The sequence below is a fragment of the Verrucomicrobiota bacterium genome (genome assembly GCA_016200005.1).
Lineage (GTDB): Bacteria > Verrucomicrobiota > Verrucomicrobiia > Limisphaerales > PALSA-1396 > PALSA-1396.
Genome location: JACQFP010000077.1, coordinates 70,603 through 87,371 on the forward strand (window position 1 = coordinate 70,603; position 16,769 = coordinate 87,371).

Genomic DNA, 16,769 nt, shown 5'->3' on the forward strand with positions numbered 1-16,769 from the left:
TCACACCAGAACGTGTCAAGAAACGCACCGGTCAACGCGGCCCAATTATGTTGGGCGTGGTGGGTGCTCTGTTTGAGCCTGCCGCTGAGGGCAGCCGAACAAGCGCCGGAAAAGGTTCCATCCGCGCCGAGCGCGCTCGTGTCGGCACGAGTCGTGATCGTCCAGGACCCGGAAGCCACCGATGCGTTTCGTCCCCGTCCGGAAAAAGTCCAAGCCCTCGTTGATCGGGCCATCACCAATCTGACGGGGAAAACGAGTGCCACCGCGGCCTGGCGCAGTCTGGTCTCCACGCAGGATGTCATTGGCATCAAGGTCTTCGCCGGCCCCGGCCCCAACAGCGGCACGCGCCCGGCCGTCGTGGCCGCCGTCGTGCAAGGTCTGTTGCAGAGCGGCCTCCCCGCCAGACAAATCATCGTCTGGGACAAACATTCGGAGGACTTGCGGCTCGCCGGATTCTTCGACCTGGCCGAGCGTTACGGCATTCGCGTGGCCGGCGGCGCGGACGCGGGCTACGATGAAAAAACTTTTTACGAGACCGCGTTCATCGGAAATCTGGTCTGGGGCGATCTGGAGTTCGGGAAAAAAGGCGACGGCATCGGGCGCAAATCATTTGTGTCCAAACTGGTCAGCCGCGAAATCACCAAAATCATCAATGTCACACCGCTGTTGAATCACAATAACGCCGGCGTGTCCGGCCATCTCTACAGCCTGGCGGTCGGCAGCGTGGATAACACGCTGCGCTTCGAGACGGACGATGAACGGCTGGCCGCCGCCGTGCCGGAGATTTATGCCCTGCGAATGCTCGGTGACCGCGTGGTGCTGAACATCACCGATGCTTTGATCTGCCAGTATCAAGGCGGCGAACGCGGCCTGCTGCATTACTCCGCCATCCTGAATCAACTCCGTTTCAGCCGCGACCCGGTGGCGCTGGATGTCCTTTCAATTCAGGAACTCGACCACCAGCGCGAGGCCGCCGGGGTTACCGCCGTCAAAAACAATCTGGAACTGTATCACAACGCCACCCTGCTGGAAATCGGCGTGAGTGATTTGCCCAAGATCAACGTGGAACGCTTGCGCTAGCAAGCCGCCGGCAGGCTCCGCATCAACCGTGTCGTTTTATGAGAATATTCTGTTGGTCCGCCCTCCCGACTGGCGCAATCGTCACGCCAGGCTGGGCGTGTGATATTTGTTCTGTTTTTGCCGCCACACACGCGCGAGGCGGGATCGGCAAAGGATTCTTTGGCGGCGTCGCCGGGCAATTCACCCATTTCGGCACATGGCAGGAGGAAGGAAGAAAAGTGCCGAACCCGGTCGGCCAGCAGCTTTACAGCCCGGTCTCGCGGATGGTTGCCGGTTACACTTCAACGAACGGTTCGGGCTGCAATTGATCGCGCCCGGCATCTGGCGCGGCTCGAACCCGGCGCGAACGCCGGGACGCAAATGGCTCGGCACGTCTTCCGACGCCGGCAAGACCTTGAGTGAAGTGCAGGCATTGACATGCGACGATGGCTCGCGCTTTACGGCGAGGATGCGACCAACATTTTCAGCGCCAACAACTACAAATACACGCTGACGATTAAGTGACGTCGGGTAAGGACGATTCCAATCGTTAGACAACGTCCCTTCGCGTTTTTCCGAAGAGGTTTGCTTAACCTTGAATTCAACTGCTACGCAACGAAACCCATTTTCACCCAATCCTGGAGTGGCCGTTTGCGCCGAGAAAGCGGAGAATTGGCCGGCGAGTTCCGCCGCCGCCGCCTGCTTCCCGACGAGGAAATCCACGACGCCCTGATTCTGGCGCAAACCGCTCTACCGGACTGGGCCATGACTCACACGGGGACTGGTTCAGGAGTGGGCCGGAGCTTGCAAGGTTTAACGGTGCGGGCGATGCGGGCTTCGAGTTCGTCACCGGCGGTTTCAAGATCAAAATGCGTTTGCAAGTCGAGCCACCAGCCGGGCCGCGTGCCGAAATAACGGGAGAGGCGCAAGGCGGTGTCCGCCGTGATCGAGCGCTGGCCGCGCACAATCTGGCTCACGCGCATGGGTGTGACGCCGATGGCGTCGGCCAGCGCGCTCTGGCTCAAGCCCAGCGGTTCAAGGAAGTCGTGCAACAGGATTTCGCCCGGATGCACCGGCGGGATTTTTTTGGTATTCATAGTTCAGTGGTAATCAACAATTTCAACATCGTGCGCGTCCTCGCCCTGCCAGCGGAAGCAAAGGCGCCACTGATCGTTGACGCGGATGCTGTGCTGTCCGGCGCGGTCGCTTTTCAAGGCTTCCAGGTGGTTGCCGGGCGGCAGCCGCAAATCACGCAACTCCCGCGAGCGGTCAAGCTGGGTGAGCTTGCGGAGCGCCACGCGCTCGATTTGTGGCGGCAAACCGTGGTCACGCCGCCGCTGCCACAACCGCTCAGTCTTCCGGCAGGCGAAACTGGCAATCACCGCGTCAAGTTATCGTTGCGCGATAATATGTCAAGCTGCGCGGTATTACGCGATGCGAACGGGAGCCAGGCGAACGCGTCGGTGTCAAGGGCGGCGACGCCGATCAAACCCCGTAGGAGACGAGGTGACGCGGCTCAATTCAGTTTCCGACCTCTGCTTTCTGCTTTCAACTTTCTGCTTTTCACCTGCCCCTTCTGCCTTTGAAACCAGCGGGAGCACCGGCGGCAGTTTGAAGGCGGATGGCCGCCGGGGCTGGGCTGCGTGAGATTGTCCGCAAGTTCCTTCGGTGAGGCGTGATTTTGAATTGGCAAACCGAGTCGGCGCGCTTAAATTCCCGCCATGAGTACGCTTGTGGAAATTGAGACGGCCCTGAAGGAATTGCCATTGCAAGAAGCGCAAAGCATTGCGCAGTGGCTGCAAAAATACCTGGACCAGCAAGGCCGTGCCAGGAACACCCCGGCCCCGCAAGTGTCAGTCACGCTGCCCGACTACGCGGCGCGCCGACGAAGGATTCTGGGCGACAAAATCCTGCCCAACATGGTCATGCTGGGGCGTGAACAGGAGCGCTGGTGAAAATCTACGCTGACACCAGCGTCCTTTTCTCCTTAGTCCACCACGAAAAGTAGTGGCTTGACCGGATCGTCCAGATTGGCCATGCGCTTTTCCAGTGAAGCCAGCGCCAGTCCATGTGTGCGGGCAAGATGCAGCAAGTAAGCATCCGTCCACTGCCGATGGCCCTGCATGGAACGCAAGCCAACTTCGGTGAACGGCGCATCATCGGGCAGGAAAACATGCCCATCGGCTGCGGTGAATTCGCGCAACTTCGCCTGTGCCTCCGCCATCGTCAGCCGGGGCGGTTGTTCCTCTTTGCGCTCGTTTCTCCACGGACGCGTCGCGAAACGCAGGAAGCCGCCTTGGGTCATCGGTGTCGTGTGAAAACGTTCCAACCTCTCCACGAAACTCCTCGCCGCTCCGTGCATCATGTGGTCGGCGAAGACCGACGCGATGATCACGTTCACATCCAGCAGTGCCTCAGTCGGCGTCGAGGGCATCGTCAATCTCCTCCTGAGTGATCGGACGTCCTGTGGCGGGAACAAGTGGCAGAAGCCGTTTGGGTTCGGATCGCTTCTTCAGGCGTTGCGCGAGATGGCGGAACAATGCCTCCTGTTGCGGTGACGGCAGCGCATCCACTGCCGCTTCGATCTCAACGAGCGTGCTCATGTTCGAAACGTTAGCATTGCCCGGGCATGAACTTCAAGTGCGCTTTCTCGCCGGAAACATCTTGATCACCTCACGTCGGCGAACAGCCTGCTTCGCGGGTCTGCACGTTCAACCGTGAGACCGGCTGTGGACCTACGGCTTGAACCCCCCTTGAATCGTGGCAGCCGAGGTGACGAGGCTTAAAACACAAGAAGTCGGCCGGAGCCATTCGATTCCGACTTAACGGCAAGGCGCAAATAGGCAAAGACGCAAGGGTGGAAAGGCGCGGCTTCGAGCGGGGCGCGGCTGTCCTCAGCCGCAGCGGGTACGCCAGCACGGAACGGTTCGAATTCGCGTCGGTTTGCAATCGGGCGGGCTGCGGCGGAGACCGCCGTGCGCCGTTGAAATTGCCTCGCCCCGTGAAATAATACCCGCCGCTTCTCCCAGACCCGCCGCGCGCGCTATTTCACGGGGCGAGCGTCTTTGCGCCTTGGCGTCTTGGCGTTGAATTCCGTCTGTAGTTTTTGAAAGTGGCTCTGACTTCCGACCTCTGCCCTCCGACCTCTGACCTCTGACCTCCGTCCTCAGTTTTCTGTTTTCTACTTTCTGCTTTTTGCTTTCTCCCTTCTGCCTTTGAAACCAGCGGGAGCACCGGCGGCAGCTTGATGGCGGATCAGGCGGCATCTTTGAACGGGCGGTGCAGGAGCAGGGAGAGCAGGAGGAAGACGCCAGCGGCGATGTCCAGCGCGCGCCAAGTGGAGCGCGGAAAATGAAACGATAGAACCGGGTTGAAAAGCAGGCCGATGGCAAAGTATGCCGGGGCGAACGACGGCCAGAGGCGACGACGACAAATCCAAAGCGCCCAGCAGCAAACGAGGAAAACCATCCACCGCGTAAAGGTGTAGTAGTTGTAGGGAAGCTGCGCCGTGGCGTAAAAAGCGAGAGCCGCAGCGAAGCAGCGCGCGATGATGAAAACGATGCGAACAGGTGGCGGCATAAGCATCTCATTTTTGGCAGAACGAGATTTTCCGCAACTCCTTTCGCTTTTCATTTCGCCGCTTTTTCTTAAACTTTGAGCATGTAAAAAGATTCACATGCTGTCCCCAGGACTGATGGTTTTGTGAGGTGAAAGGAATTGCCCTGGCGGAAAGGCTCTAACGGTGTGAGCGAAATGAATATAGCAAATTGCTTTTTGAAGTTGATTCCGCGAATCCAGCCGACCCCGGCTGAGATTGCGCTCGCACAACAGCATATCGCTACAATCAGGGTCCGACTGAACTCCACATTCAAGTTGAGCAAAGTTTTGGTTGGAGGCAGTTTTTCACGAGGCACACTCATCCGGGGAGCAAGCGACGTTGACCTTTTCGCTGTAATCGCCCGAAGCGAGGCAACATGGGGGAACAGATACGAAAGTTCAGAAACAATTCTTAACCACTTCAGGACTGAACTGGCTCGCCGGTTGCCGAATACACCTGTTGGCCGAGATGTTCACGCTGTAGTTGTGCCATTCTCGCAAGGACCAAGTGTGGATGTCGTCCCCGCTATTTTCGACCAGATGATCAATGGCCGGCCACAATACCTGATTCCAGATGGTGATGGTGAATGGATGCCGACCAGCCCGGAAAGGCATAATCTTTACATCCAGAATGCAAACGAGCGAAGCGGTGGAAAACTGAAGCGCGTAGCCCAAATTCTAAAGTTTTGGCGGCAGTGCAGTTCAACCCGGTTAGCGATGTCCTCGTTTCACATTGAAATGCTTTTGGCTTCAAGTGGAATTTGTATTGGCGTAAAGAGCTATGCTGCTTTCATAACGAGTGTGCTTCGCAATCTTGCCGAACGAGAATGTCGCGCGCTCCAAGACCCGGTTGGCATCGCCGGGCTAATTCCTTTGGTGAAGACAGAAAATCAGCTTGAAAACGCTCTCGCTTCTGTGAAATACGCTCGCAATCATGCCAACGAAGCTTGTGTGGCCGATTATGCCGGAGATTCAGATGAGGCGTGGCAGCGATGGAACACCGTGTTCAATGGAAATTTCCCGCGATGACTACTGATCTCCAAAAACTTCGCAAGATAATTGCCAAGTCGTTCCGCAAGGCAAAGCAGTGGTATCTGGCCTATCTTGTTTCCCAATTCGTGATTCTTCTCGCCGGTGTTGTTTCCATTTTTGTCGCAATCAGCCCAAACCTGAGTGCGATGATTGCCTTTTTGGGTGTCTTGGCGATTGAAGTTGTTCGCTGGAGGTCAGATTGCTGGAAGTCAGAAGGCGAATCAGTAAAACGGAAATGGGAAATCGCTGATGGTTTTGGAACCCCATTGGACTGCAAAGAAATTGCTGATTGGCTGGCAGCCAGAGCAAAAGGATTCCTCGATGATGTTGCTTCGGGGGAACTGTCGGGTTCGGATTTCGACAGCGTCCAACCACCCGGAGTTCGGCGTGCTTTGGAGAACACCGAAGAATCCGCATGGTGGAGCAAACACGAAAGCCGAATGATGGTTTCCTATCTCTCGGTCATTCTTGTCTGTGCCGTAGGCGTTGCGTTCGTCGCGCTAACAACCAGCATCGCGGCGCTCAAGTCTGGCAATGTGCAACAGAGCGGCGCAGTCGTGCAGAATGTTGGCGGGATTATCTGTTCGGTTTTGGTTTTTGTCTTTTCCATCAATTTGATTCGCCTGCTGACTGACTTTTGTGCTTTTGCGAGAAAGGCCGAAGAAGTTCTTGAGAAATGTAGCCAGTCGTTGAAGTCATCCAACATCAGTGAGCGCGAAGCCCTGTCGATTCTGCACGATTACCAGTCCGCACGAAACTCTGCCCCACTTTTGCCAACCTTTGTTTGGAAAAGACATGGCGATCATTGGCGCGAACAATGGTTGCATTTTCGGCCAAACAAAAAATGAGTGAGAAGAACGATTTTGCGTTAGTGCCGAGGCCGTCAAGCGCGGTTGAAAAAGCCGCGCCCGGCGAAAAGCGCATTTTGTCTGGCATGGTTGCGGACACGCTGGCGTTGAGAAAAGAGGCGGCACTTGCCGCCGAAAGATTCCGAATCGGGGAATACGAATGGCGCGAGCCGGATTACCGACAGATTCTCATTTGGGCCAAGGCCCTGACTTTGGAGCCGGAGGAAGTGATCCGGCGGTTGCTCGAGGGAAAAAATGGGACATCTCTATCGGACTGGATTGAAACGACGTTTGACGACGGAACGCTGCTAAGGTTGAACTGGGATTTCGATTTGCTGCCACTTGACAAGTTTGAGTGGGTTGATGGTTTGGCTCTGACCCACTTACGCTTTTCTCCGTCACTTGAAAAGAGGCCAGCCCTTTCGTTGCGTCTTCCGTCGTTAAGGTATTTGCAATGCCAGCAGCTTGGTCTAACCCGACTGGACCTTTCTGGTGTGCCGATGCTGGATTGGCTCTGGTGCAATGAGAACCGGCTCACGGCACTCGACCTTTCCAATCTGCCCAAGTTGACGGTCCTTTGGTGCGACGATAACCAACTCACTGAACTCGACCTTTCCCGCCTGCCCTTGTTGTATGAGCTTTCGTGCGCAGACAACCACCTCACGAAACTCGACCTTTCTGGCGTGCCGGTGCTGTCGCGGCTCTGGTGCAACCGCAATCGTTTCACCAAGCTCGACCTATCCAAAGTGCCTTTGCTTACGAGTCTTTGGTGCGAGAACAATCAGCTCACGGAACTGCGCCTTTCCGATCTGTCCAAATTGGAGGAGCTAAAATGCGAAGGCAACAAGCTCACGAAACTGGACTTTTCTGGACTGCGCATGTTGACGACGGTTAACTGCGCGTCCAACCAACTCGCTAAACTTTCTCTCTCCGATGTGCCGCTGTTGGCAGAGCTTCACTGCCAGAGCAATCAACTTACCAAGCTTCCTCTCCCTAGTGTGCCGATGTTGACAGAGCTCATGTGCTACGACAACCAACTTACGAAACTCGACCTTTCCGGTGCGCCCATGGTGAAGAATCTTTCGTGCGAGGCCGCGAGGGTCGTCCGATTAAGGTTCTCGATATTCGTTCCCTTCAAAACCTAGAAGAGTTGTGTTACGACGCGGGTCTCACACGCTTGATTCAACGTCCTGATCAAAACTTCTGAGCCATGAACAGAGAGCCTTGACTTCTTTTTGGCACCGAAACAAGCGGCTTGTCCACGCCGATTTTCGTCGTCGAGTTGGCCGCGCAACGGATGTGCGGTTGGAAATCAGATGGCGAACCGTTCCGCAAGTTGCTGAATCAAAACGCGGACATTCCCGCCGAGGCATCTCGCGTTCACGGTTACACGCGCGAAATTCTGGAGCGTGACGGCGAACCGGCGCATCAGGTTTATCGGGAGTTTGCCGAATACACGGGCGACCTGCCGCTCGTCTCTTTCAATCTGGAATACGATCTGGACGAAGTATTGAAGCCGGAGTGGAAGCGGCTGGGTATCGGCGCGATTGGCAGTCGCGGATTTTGCGCCCTGCGGCTCGCGCAACGGCTGCTCGATCCCGTGCCCGCCGGCAACTGCAAGCTGCAAACGCTGCGCCAGTATTATCGCCTGCCCGAACGCGGCGCGCACACGGCGCTGCGCGACGTGCAAACGGTCGCGGACCTGATGGCCCAGGTGCTTCGCCCCATTGCCGGGCATCGCGGTCTGGATACGTGGGAAAAGCTGGTCGAGTTTGCGGCGGAAGAATGGTTTCCGTCCCGCATCGCCTTCGGGAAACACAAAGGACGGTTGTTTCAAGAAGCCCGCAAGGATGCGGAATTGCGTCGCTGGCTCGATGGGCTGGCCGGTTCTTCCAACGCCCGCACTCGGAAAATGGGCCGTTGGTATTTGCGGCAACTGGAAATGGCGGCGGCGCAACCCGACACGGCTGTTTTTGCCGCGCCGGAAATTGAGAGTGGTAGCAAGCGAGTAAAGCCGTTGTCCGCAGCCGATGTTGCGGCGCTGGTCATTTACGTCAATCCAGAGTTGGAGCAACTCCGGCAACTCGTCGCTGGATCAAGGGCGCGTTTGGCGGAGTTGGAAGCCACGCGCACCAAGGAGAAATCGCGCGTTGACGCCGTGCAAGCTGTGCTATTCCGGCGGTTGCGCGAGCATTACCAGAAACGCGACCGGCTGCGGCTGGTTGTGGACTACCGGAAGAAGTATCTGGACTCTCTGATTCGCGGTGGCGAGGAGGAAGCAAAACAGGCTGAGGAAAATTACGAACGAGCCAAAACACAAAGCGACAAGGATTACGAAGAGACCGCAGCAGCCGTCGCCGAAAAGAAGCAACTCACTGCCGACGAGGAGGCCGAGTTGACGCGGCTTTGGAAGAAACTGGTAAAGTTGTACCATCCTGACCGCTTCGCTCACGAGCCGGACAAGTTGGAGACGTATCACAAGCTGACCGCCGCCATCAACCGGGCGAAGGACGCGGGTGACATTGCCACGCTGCGGGAAATCGCTGAAGACCCGCACGGATTCATTCTGCGTCAGGGCTGGTCGAGGCTGGATTTCAGCGAGGAAGTGGAGTTGACGCAGTTGCGGCGGCTTTACGAAACGCTGCAACTGGAAATCATCAACGTGATCGAATCTTTGAATCGGCTTCGCGAAAGCCCCGAATACGACCTTTGTCAACTCAGCGAGAAGAAGGCCGGCGTACTGGAAGAGCTGGCGTCGGAGAAAGCCAAGTTGCTTGAGAAGGAAACCGCAGAATTGGAGCAGCGGGCGAGTGAACTCGCGGAGGAGATCAAGGAATTGTCCGGGGAGTCGCCCGGTCGCATCAGTTAATGGGGCTGCCCAGCCTCAGCGGTTCCTGAAACCTCCACCCTTTCTCATTTTCCACTCCTGGACTTGGGGGTGTCCGAGAACTCCTCCATCTTGTGCTCCACGTCGTGACCGCGGCTGATCCAAAGCATCTCGCCGAAGTTGGGCAACGCCGGCTCGGTGCGAATGAGCTTCCATTGGCCGTTTGCATTGCGTTTCCAGGTCCAGGTCACGCGATCGCCATCGTGGCGTGGAATCCGGACGCGACCGTGATAGCCGAAGGGTTCATCCCAAACAATCGTCCCGCGAAAACGATTCCACGCCGTGAAACTGATCACGCCTTCCGCCGCACGTGAGGTGTCCCACTTGCGCACTTGCGCGACGACATACGGGACGACGGTGCGTCGATACCACCACAGCCAGGCACGGCGCACATATTCGGTGCTGTAACCGTTGCTATCGCGGTAATCCGGGTCGTAGAAAGACATGAGTTGGTCCAGATTCTTTGCCTCGAACGCTGTGATTAGTCCGCGAAAACTTTCCAGTACGGCTTCGGCCTCCTTCTCGCGTCCCTTCTGCACGCCGTCAAAGATGCGCCAGACTTCCTGCGTCGCTGGCAGGGATTCATCCGTCCAAGAAATTCTTTCGGTCCGGCTTCCGTCCTTCGTTACGATGGCCTGTTCGATGATCGGACTTTCCTCCATCGTGAACAATAAGTAGTCGGTGAAGTTCACGGTGCCTTCGAGAAGTTTTTTCGCGGTCGTCCGGGCAGTGACGGCGAACGTCCCGGCTTCAGTGCCAGAAATCGAATAGAAGTTTCCTTCAACTCCATCTTTCATCAATTCCCACTCCGGGAAAACCTTCGCGCCGGGAATGCGTTTCCAGACGCGATACGACTGCGCTTCCGTGTCTTTGTCCCATGACAGGCCCACGCTTCCGTTTCCGGTTTTGGCTGTGAGGCCAGTGACCCACCGTGGCAGTTCGACAGCGAACGGTTGTTTCTCGAACAGGTTCTCGCGCGATTGCATCACCGCGACCGCGTGACCGCATTTCAAGACACAAGCGCGGTTGTTGGCGGAACTATCGCCGCCATTTTCGGATGGTGGATAATATTTGTTGAGAAGCTGCCGATAGGCTTCCGGCGATGCGCCTTCGCCGGGTTGAATGATTTTCGCGAACTGTTTCACCATCGTTTCAGGCGTGCCGACCGGTAGCAAGGGAATGAAATAATATCGCCCGCCGGTATCGGGTATCATCTCCTTCATCAAGTGCGGCAGCCGCACGCCGTACGCACCGCGTTCGAGATGGCCCGCAGCCGTTTCGAGATCGAGGTCTTGCAACATTTCATCGTATTCATGCAGCGTTTTGCACTGCTTCATTTGATAGGCGACCTTCGCCTGTTTAAGAACATCCTCTTTGTTCGCGATCAACTTCTGTTCGATGATTTGCCGCAGCGTCGGGTAGATGACGTTGTCGAAGTGACGTTTGTCGGTGGATTCGCCGTGCCAGACATCTTGTGGTGGCTCAATCGAAAACACCGTCGCGCCCATGAGCGCTCCTTCGATGATGAATGCCCGATACAGCCGCGCATAATGATCCTCGTCCGTTTCCATTTCGGCTTCGACGCCGAACACGCCCGGCCGGATGAAATACGATTCGCCCTTGGTCCACCACCACCATTGCGGTTCCATGCCCCAATTCTCGCAATAGCCCGCCAGCCACAGCCCCCACGTCGCCGTTTGTGTGGCGTAATAGGACGGCGGAATGCATTCGTTCTGAGGCAAGACATAATCGCTGTAGGTGCGGAACACCTCTCTTAGCGGGCCAGATAATTGGTCGCAGCCGAGGTGGATCAAGTCCGTCTGAAATTGCAGCGAGAGATGTTTGCCGTGTCGCCCGCAGAGTTTCAGCAGCTCGGCGAGGTAACGCAAGTTTGCCGGCATCGCCATTGGCAGCTCGCCGTCGAGACGTTTGTAATATGCGTCGCGCCATTCTTTTTCCTCGAACATCATCGTGTCGAGATCCACGTCACCGCCGAACCGGCTGTAGTAAGCGCAGCGCCACTCCACAACTTGGATTGCTTTGATGCAGGAGAATTCTTTGAGCAACGTTTCGACCACCCACAGCGGCGTCGTCCATTCAACTTCGTCGCCGGCGACTTGCAGCACGATTGGAATGTTGTGGGGCTGCACCACACGCAACATTTTCCGCCAACCTTCCAATCGTCCTTTGATCTCCAAACCCGGCGGGTCCATCGTCACGGCGCAGTACGGTTTGATGTCGGCCGGCAAATTGCCCCAGCACTTCACCGTCAATTCGCCGGTGCCCGGTCCGTACAAAATGATGAGCGGATGCTCGCGGGAAATCAGGAGTTCGGGCGGCTTGCAACCGGGTGGCACTGCCGCCAGCGCGTCAACCTGCAGCCAGCTCAACAGCAACGCGACAATCCATACCCCTCGCCTGGGCCTCATGCAGAGGGTGCTCAAAAAGTGAAACAAGGGCGCGCTTGTTGCCGGATGCGTTGGCTGGATCATGGGTGGATTATCCCCAACATTGGCGGGGGTTCAATCGCATTTCGCCAAAAAAACCAACCGCTGTCTTTTCCACTACCCGCTAGAACTGGAGTTTCCCAAGGTGCCTCCGGACACTGGCCCGCTCGCGTAGCGCAGCCGTCCTGCCTGCGGGTTCGCGGGGCGTCCACGCCCCGTGGACCGGGCTTGGCCGCGAGACGCGGCCAGAACTTGCAGGCGGAGACGCCCGCACTACAGGGGCACTGTTCGAATCCGCACCGTTTTTGAATCGCACGCAACGCCTGATTGACGTTTCCTGTGACAAATGGTATCGACTGTTGGTCACCATTTGATTCAACCCGGAGTCGCTATGTGCGCTGAAATTCCTTCAAACACAGGCCGGCACAGTTTCTCAGCTTTTACGCTTATCGAACTGCTCGTCGTCATTGCCATCATCGCCATTCTGGCTGCTCTGCTCTTGCCGACGCTGGCCAAGGCGAAGCAAAAAGCCAAGACGATCAATTGTCTGAGCAACATGAAGCAATGGGGCATCGCCACGGTTCTTTATGAGGGAGATTACGAAGACCGGATACCCCTCTTTTGCGACGACTATCCGCCGACGGGCACGCTGCCCTTCTGGTTTAACAAGCTTTCGTCCTACGTCGCCCAGCAAAATAATAATTATGGCTGGGGCGCCGTCGATGGCGAAATCTACAGCTACAAAATCTTGAAATGTCCGGCGGGCAACTTCGGCCCGCCGCCATTCTGCACGCTCACACCGGCGCAGTTCGGCCTCTGGAATTGCTGGATTGGTTCAAACTTCGGCTTGGGGAACAATACCGTGAGTCTACTCGCCGCTCCATTCTTCTATGGCGGAAAAGTCCTCACCGGCGCCGACAGTCCGCCGTTGAAAGCGTCGAACGTCAGGAAACCCGCCGACGCGATGTTCTACATGGACTGCGTGGCGTTTTACCTCTATTCGCCGGGCGACCCGTCCTATCGCTTCACGCGCGATTCGGACGGCGACCGGCAGTTGGACGCGTGCGCGAATCAACCCGAATACGCCTACAGCTATGCCCGGCCCACAGTTCACAACCGCGGCGCCGATGTCACGCTGATGGATGGACATGTCGAGTGGGTGTCGTTCAAGAAGCTTTGGCAGGTGGACCGGGCGGGGAATGTCGTCCATTCGTTTTGGTATTTGAATGATTGAGCAACCAAGCGTTGCCTTGGGCGTCCGGCTTCAACACGATTCGTTATGCATTTTGCAAATGATGTTCGCCCGGAGCGCTTGAAGAATCGGGCATTTACCTTGATCGAACTCCTCGTCGTCATTGCGATCATTGCAATTCTGGCAGGGTTGTTGTTGCCCGCCGTCGCCAAAGCCAAGGCCAAAGCGCACGCCATCACCTGCGCGTCCAACATGAAGCAGTGGGCGACTGCGCTGGTGATGTATATGGGGGAGAACAACGACGCGATCCCGTACTTTGCCGAGGACTTTGCCGCCTACGACAAGCCGTATGTCTTCGACAGCCTCGCCCCCTACGTGGCGAAGGAAACCGGCTCGAACTACATTTACTCGTCCGTCTATACCTGGAACCTGCGCAAGTGTCCGCGTGGCAGTTATGGACGCGAACCCTTCTGCACCGCTCCGGATTCACAGATCTCCGCGAGCTCGTGGAATTGCTGGATTGGCATCAACTTTGGCGCCTACGGTACGCCATTGAGCGGGCCGTTCTACTATCGGGTTGGCCCGTCCGGGAAAGCGGCGCCTCTGAAAGCCAACCGTATCCGGAAACCGGCTGATGCTCTGATGTTCATGGACACTTCGTTTTATTACGTGTACTGCCCGGTGGAAGCCAATTACCGATTCACGGTCGATATGACTGGCGATGGAATGGCGGACAGTTTCGGTGCTTATCCGGGATGGCCCTTCAACCACGCCCGGCCAACCGTGCACAACAACGGGGCGAACGTCGCTCTGCTGGATGGCCACGTGGAGCGGGTGGCTTTCAAACAATTGTGGGACTTCCGCAGTGGGAAGGTCACGCACTCCTTTTGGTATCTGGAGGATTAGCTCTGACGGGCGCCAGTTGCAGGTGGTCGCCAGCGGGTAAAGGGGTTGATTGACGTTCCTGGTCGCAGGTGGTATTGGCTTCCTGACACTTCTTGATGCGAACCAGAGTCGTCATGCGTTTTAAAGCCGATCATTTTTCCAATTGGATTAAAGAGCGGGCGTTTACCCTCATCGAACTGCTTGTCGTCATCGCCATCATTGCGATTCTGGCCGGGTTGCTGTTGCCCGCACTGAGCAAGGCGAAGGCGAAAGCACTGACGATCAAGTGCAACAGCAACATGCACCAGATTTCCATCGGCTTTCACCTGTACGCGGACGACAATCGCGATTTCTATCCGGTTTATGAAGACTGGGGAACATCGGGTGGCAAGACTGGCGTGATGGCGCTCCACGGCGGACCGGTGCCGATTGAACGTCGGCCGTTGAACAAATATGTCCCGGCGGTCGAGACGTTTCATTGCCCGGCTGACAAGGGCGATTCGCTTTGGAAATCGCAATTCCCGAAAAACATCCGCAGTTGCTACGATGGTTGGGGCAACAGTTATCTCGTCGTCTGGGCGGTGGAAACACTGCGCATCAAACACGTGACCGGCGACTCGCTGGCAACTAAAGGCAGCCCGCAAGCCACTCCAATGAAAATCAGCGAGGTCGCACGCAGTCCCTCCAACAAGCTCGTCGCCGGCGACTGGCCCTGGTGGGCGGACCGCGACAAGAATGATCCGTGGAGCCAGTGGCACAACTGGAAAGGGCAATACCGTTTCAACGTGATGTTTGGCGATGGCCACACCGATTTTTTCCAGTTTCCGCTCCAGGCTTACCAGTGGAATTACGCCGGCCCGGCTCCCGATCCGACATTCACGTGGTGGTAGGGGCATCTGCTCGTGACCTGATTCGATATTCGCCTGCCTGAAGAATCAATCCGCGCTCTTACGTCAGGCGCTTTTGCGCGATGTCACTCCACGGGCCGGGGCCAAGCGGGCCGACGGCGCGCACGCGGAAGAAATACATCTCGCCGGGGTCCATGCCAGTGGCGGTGCAACGCGATTGCGCTCCCACATAGAATTGTTTCCACGGGCCCGTGGCACTGGGCGAACATTCCCCGAGTAGGCATTACGGCCTCGCACCGGGTCCCATTGCAAATCCGCCTCGCCTTCCAGATCGCCGCCGGTTGCGCTGAGATTCTGCGGCGCGGGCATCTCGCCTATCGGCGTGGGCGGCTGGCGCAAATGCCAGCCGCCGCTTAGCAACTCCGCTTCGTCGTTGGTTTCGCCTTCGGAAGCGCTGGCCAGTGCGCGGGCGGCTTCTTCCGCCGCCACACGCTCCACGTCGCGCTCCGTCAACTGCTGCTGGCCCAATTGGATCGTGGCGTTATAGGCATTGTTGCCGGTTTCCAGTGTATTCACCGCCGTGTCGAGCGCGGTCACCTTGGCCGCCAACGCCGCGAACACGGGATTGCCCGTCATGGCGGTGATGATTTCTCGCATCCGCGCGATGAAGTCCGGGATGTCCAGGAGCGAATGATCGAATTTTATTTTAGCCATTGGGCGCTCGCTCTGGATTAAGTGGCGCGGGTTTGCGCCGGGTCGCTGTACGGGCCGGGGCCGGCGGCGCCCACGGCGCGCACACGGAACCAATACAGCGTGCCGGAAGTCAACCCCTTGGCAGTGGCGCTGGATTTCTTGCCGACATAAAATTGCGTTCACGGCCCGCTTGCCGCGGCGGCTTGTTCTCCGATGTAAGTGTCGCGGCCATCCACAGGGTCCCACGTCAGGTCAACCTCACCTTCCTGGTCCCCGCCCGTCGCACTGAGATTTTGCGGCGCGGGCATCGGACCGACGACTGACGGCGTTCCGCGCAAATGCCAGCCCCCGCTCTGCAATTCAGACTCGACAGTGGTTTCACGCTCGGACGCCATCGCCAGCGCACGAGCCGCATCTTCCACGAGGACGCGCGCCGTATCCCGCTCCGCCAACTGTTGTCGCCCGAGTTGTACCGTGGCGTTATAGGTGCTGTTCTTGGTTTCCAAGTCAGCGATTAACGCATCGAATGGCCCAAACTTGGGACCGAGCGCGCCGAAGACGGGGGCCGCTTGCAGGGCCGTGCTGATTTCCTTCATTCGGATGATATAGGCCGCAGTGTCCAGCCGTGAGTGATCCAATTTGATTTTTGGCATATTATGTTTCCTTTCTTAAGCCGCCTCGGGCGGCTCAGTTCATGGTTTGGTTTGTTCTGCCACTGTGAACGGCTGGCAGCGGCGAGCATGGAACAGCCTTGCACTTGGTTGTCCGTGCTTAATGGTCAATACGGACGGAAGGGCACAATCTTTCAAAAGACTTTTGGAAAAATGATTTTGCGATGAAGCGGATGCTGGTCGCGATGGTGCAGACTCTGGTCGCGATAGTGCAGACGCCGGTTGCGATGGTGCGGACGCCAGCCGCAATGGTGCAGACACCGATTGCGATGGTGCGGACGCCGGGTGCAATGGTGCAAGCGGCGGTAGCAATGGTGCGAACGCCGGTTGCGATGGTGCGAACGCCGGTTGCGATGGTGCGGACGGTGGTTACAAGCCTGCAAACGCCGTTTGCACACTCACAAACCACAAAACAAAACTCACAAACGCCGTTTGCAGGTCGAGAAAGGCCATGGACAAATAGGAAAACGGTTCTTCGCTGTTGTCGGTGGAGCCTCAGAACTGGGGGAAGCGGAGCTTGCTGGCCACGAAGTAGAGCATGGTGATCAGGTGCGTGGTGGAACGATAGCCGCGCGCTTTGCGTTTGGTCGCGCTAAAGACGCTGTTAAGA

General features: G+C 57.1%; 18 protein-coding genes. 10 read left to right on the forward strand and 8 right to left on the reverse strand.

Annotated features, from left to right (window positions below; genetic code table 11):
• Positions 1-12 precede the first annotated feature (12 nt).
• Both HY298_24750 and HY298_24755 read left to right on the forward strand, forming a co-directional pair.
• Positions 13-1,080 (forward strand): DUF362 domain-containing protein, encoded by a 1,068-nt coding sequence (locus HY298_24750; GenBank protein MBI3853470.1) that lies wholly within the window; start codon positions 13-15, stop codon positions 1,078-1,080.
• A 38-nt stretch (positions 1,081-1,118) separates the two neighbouring features.
• On the forward strand, positions 1,119-1,388 hold the full coding sequence (locus HY298_24755) for a hypothetical protein (GenBank protein MBI3853471.1): 270 nt from the start codon (positions 1,119-1,121) through the stop codon (positions 1,386-1,388).
• A 441-nt stretch (positions 1,389-1,829) separates the two neighbouring features.
• Here the strand turns inward: HY298_24755 and HY298_24760 are convergent, their stop codons facing one another.
• Both HY298_24760 and HY298_24765 read right to left on the reverse strand, forming a co-directional pair.
• Positions 1,830-2,156 carry a HigA family addiction module antidote protein gene (locus HY298_24760; GenBank protein ID MBI3853472.1) on the reverse strand — a complete coding sequence of 109 codons (327 nt, stop codon included), beginning with the start codon at positions 2,154-2,156 and terminating at the stop codon, positions 1,830-1,832.
• A gap of 3 nt (positions 2,157-2,159) precedes the next feature.
• Positions 2,160-2,441 (reverse strand): type II toxin-antitoxin system RelE/ParE family toxin, encoded by a 282-nt coding sequence (locus HY298_24765; protein ID MBI3853473.1) that lies wholly within the window; start codon positions 2,439-2,441, stop codon positions 2,160-2,162.
• 339 nt (positions 2,442-2,780) lie between these two features.
• On the opposite strand from HY298_24765, the gene HY298_24770 reads away from it, so the two are divergent.
• Complete coding sequence (locus tag HY298_24770) at positions 2,781-3,014, forward strand: hypothetical protein (GenBank protein MBI3853474.1); 234 nt, start codon at positions 2,781-2,783, stop codon at positions 3,012-3,014.
• A 32-nt stretch (positions 3,015-3,046) separates the two neighbouring features.
• Here HY298_24770 and HY298_24775 read toward each other — a convergent pair whose 3' ends face one another.
• The 3 genes from HY298_24775 to HY298_24785 all read right to left on the reverse strand — a co-directional run bounded on the left by HY298_24775 (position 3,047) and on the right by HY298_24785 (position 4,638).
• On the reverse strand, positions 3,047-3,493 hold the full coding sequence (locus HY298_24775; protein MBI3853475.1) for a PIN domain-containing protein: 447 nt from the start codon (positions 3,491-3,493) through the stop codon (positions 3,047-3,049).
• Positions 3,474-3,662, reverse strand: a complete 189-nt coding sequence (locus HY298_24780) for a hypothetical protein (GenBank protein ID MBI3853476.1) — start codon at positions 3,660-3,662, stop codon at positions 3,474-3,476. Before HY298_24780 ends, HY298_24775 begins: the two co-directional genes overlap by 20 nt.
• A gap of 652 nt (positions 3,663-4,314) precedes the next feature.
• On the reverse strand, positions 4,315-4,638 hold the full coding sequence (locus HY298_24785) for a hypothetical protein (GenBank protein MBI3853477.1): 324 nt from the start codon (positions 4,636-4,638) through the stop codon (positions 4,315-4,317).
• Between the two features lie 174 nt (positions 4,639-4,812).
• Here HY298_24785 and HY298_24790 point away from each other — a divergent pair, with 174 nt between their 5' ends.
• The 4 genes from HY298_24790 (at position 4,813) to HY298_24805 (ending at position 9,405) form a co-directional block, all read left to right on the forward strand.
• On the forward strand, positions 4,813-5,685 hold the full coding sequence (locus HY298_24790; protein ID MBI3853478.1) for a nucleotidyltransferase: 873 nt from the start codon (positions 4,813-4,815) through the stop codon (positions 5,683-5,685).
• Positions 5,682-6,536 carry a hypothetical protein gene (locus tag HY298_24795; protein MBI3853479.1) on the forward strand — a complete coding sequence of 285 codons (855 nt, stop codon included), beginning with the start codon at positions 5,682-5,684 and terminating at the stop codon, positions 6,534-6,536. The genes HY298_24790 and HY298_24795 overlap by 4 nt, the downstream gene beginning before the upstream one ends.
• Complete coding sequence (locus HY298_24800; protein ID MBI3853480.1) at positions 6,533-7,681, forward strand: hypothetical protein; 1,149 nt, start codon at positions 6,533-6,535, stop codon at positions 7,679-7,681. The genes HY298_24795 and HY298_24800 overlap by 4 nt, the downstream gene beginning before the upstream one ends.
• Positions 7,682-7,791: 110 nt before the next feature.
• Positions 7,792-9,405, forward strand: a complete 1,614-nt coding sequence (locus HY298_24805; protein ID MBI3853481.1) for an exonuclease — start codon at positions 7,792-7,794, stop codon at positions 9,403-9,405.
• Between the two features lie 44 nt (positions 9,406-9,449).
• Here the strand turns inward: HY298_24805 and HY298_24810 are convergent, their stop codons facing one another.
• A complete protein-coding gene (locus tag HY298_24810) occupies positions 9,450-11,852 on the reverse strand; it encodes a hypothetical protein (protein MBI3853482.1) in 2,403 nt (800 codons plus the stop codon).
• A gap of 409 nt (positions 11,853-12,261) precedes the next feature.
• Between HY298_24810 and HY298_24815 the strand changes: the two genes are divergently transcribed.
• The 3 genes from HY298_24815 (at position 12,262) to HY298_24825 (ending at position 14,837) form a co-directional block, all read left to right on the forward strand.
• Positions 12,262-13,104, forward strand: a complete 843-nt coding sequence (locus HY298_24815; GenBank protein ID MBI3853483.1) for a prepilin-type N-terminal cleavage/methylation domain-containing protein — start codon at positions 12,262-12,264, stop codon at positions 13,102-13,104.
• A 45-nt stretch (positions 13,105-13,149) separates the two neighbouring features.
• The gene (locus HY298_24820) at positions 13,150-13,968 is read left to right on the forward strand and encodes a prepilin-type N-terminal cleavage/methylation domain-containing protein (protein MBI3853484.1); all 819 of its coding nucleotides are present in this window, start codon (positions 13,150-13,152) and stop codon (positions 13,966-13,968) included.
• 113 nt (positions 13,969-14,081) lie between these two features.
• Entirely contained in the window at positions 14,082-14,837 is a 756-nt protein-coding gene (locus HY298_24825) for a type II secretion system protein (GenBank protein ID MBI3853485.1), read from the forward strand.
• Positions 14,838-14,900: 63 nt separating this feature from the next.
• On the opposite strand, the gene HY298_24830 is transcribed toward HY298_24825, so the two are convergent.
• Together HY298_24830 and HY298_24835 are read right to left on the reverse strand one after the other, a co-directional pair.
• Positions 14,901-15,509 carry a hypothetical protein gene (locus HY298_24830; protein ID MBI3853486.1) on the reverse strand — a complete coding sequence of 203 codons (609 nt, stop codon included), beginning with the start codon at positions 15,507-15,509 and terminating at the stop codon, positions 14,901-14,903.
• A 158-nt stretch (positions 15,510-15,667) separates the two neighbouring features.
• Positions 15,668-16,141 (reverse strand): hypothetical protein, encoded by a 474-nt coding sequence (locus tag HY298_24835; protein MBI3853487.1) that lies wholly within the window; start codon positions 16,139-16,141, stop codon positions 15,668-15,670.
• Positions 16,142-16,769: the final 628 nt, after the last annotated feature.

Coding starts and splice junctions, on each gene's coding strand:
- HY298_24755 (MBI3853471.1), top strand. CDS start 1,119: ATGAGAATATTCTGTTGGTCCGCCCTCCCGACTGGCGCAATCGTCACG.
- HY298_24760 (MBI3853472.1), bottom strand. CDS start 2,156: ATGAATACCAAAAAAATCCCGCCGGTGCATCCGGGCGAAATCCTGTTG.
- HY298_24770 (MBI3853474.1), top strand. CDS start 2,781: ATGAGTACGCTTGTGGAAATTGAGACGGCCCTGAAGGAATTGCCATTG.
- HY298_24775 (MBI3853475.1), bottom strand. CDS start 3,493: ATGCCCTCGACGCCGACTGAGGCACTGCTGGATGTGAACGTGATCATC.
- HY298_24780 (MBI3853476.1), bottom strand. CDS start 3,662: ATGAGCACGCTCGTTGAGATCGAAGCGGCAGTGGATGCGCTGCCGTCA.
- HY298_24785 (MBI3853477.1), bottom strand. CDS start 4,638: ATGCCGCCACCTGTTCGCATCGTTTTCATCATCGCGCGCTGCTTCGCT.
- HY298_24790 (MBI3853478.1), top strand. CDS start 4,813: ATGAATATAGCAAATTGCTTTTTGAAGTTGATTCCGCGAATCCAGCCG.
- HY298_24795 (MBI3853479.1), top strand. CDS start 5,682: ATGACTACTGATCTCCAAAAACTTCGCAAGATAATTGCCAAGTCGTTC.
- HY298_24800 (MBI3853480.1), top strand. CDS start 6,533: ATGAGTGAGAAGAACGATTTTGCGTTAGTGCCGAGGCCGTCAAGCGCG.
- HY298_24810 (MBI3853482.1), bottom strand. CDS start 11,852: ATGAGGCCCAGGCGAGGGGTATGGATTGTCGCGTTGCTGTTGAGCTGG.
- HY298_24815 (MBI3853483.1), top strand. CDS start 12,262: ATGTGCGCTGAAATTCCTTCAAACACAGGCCGGCACAGTTTCTCAGCT.
- HY298_24820 (MBI3853484.1), top strand. CDS start 13,150: ATGCATTTTGCAAATGATGTTCGCCCGGAGCGCTTGAAGAATCGGGCA.
- HY298_24825 (MBI3853485.1), top strand. CDS start 14,082: ATGCGTTTTAAAGCCGATCATTTTTCCAATTGGATTAAAGAGCGGGCG.
- HY298_24830 (MBI3853486.1), bottom strand. CDS start 15,509: ATGGCTAAAATAAAATTCGATCATTCGCTCCTGGACATCCCGGACTTC.
- HY298_24835 (MBI3853487.1), bottom strand. CDS start 16,141: ATGCCAAAAATCAAATTGGATCACTCACGGCTGGACACTGCGGCCTAT.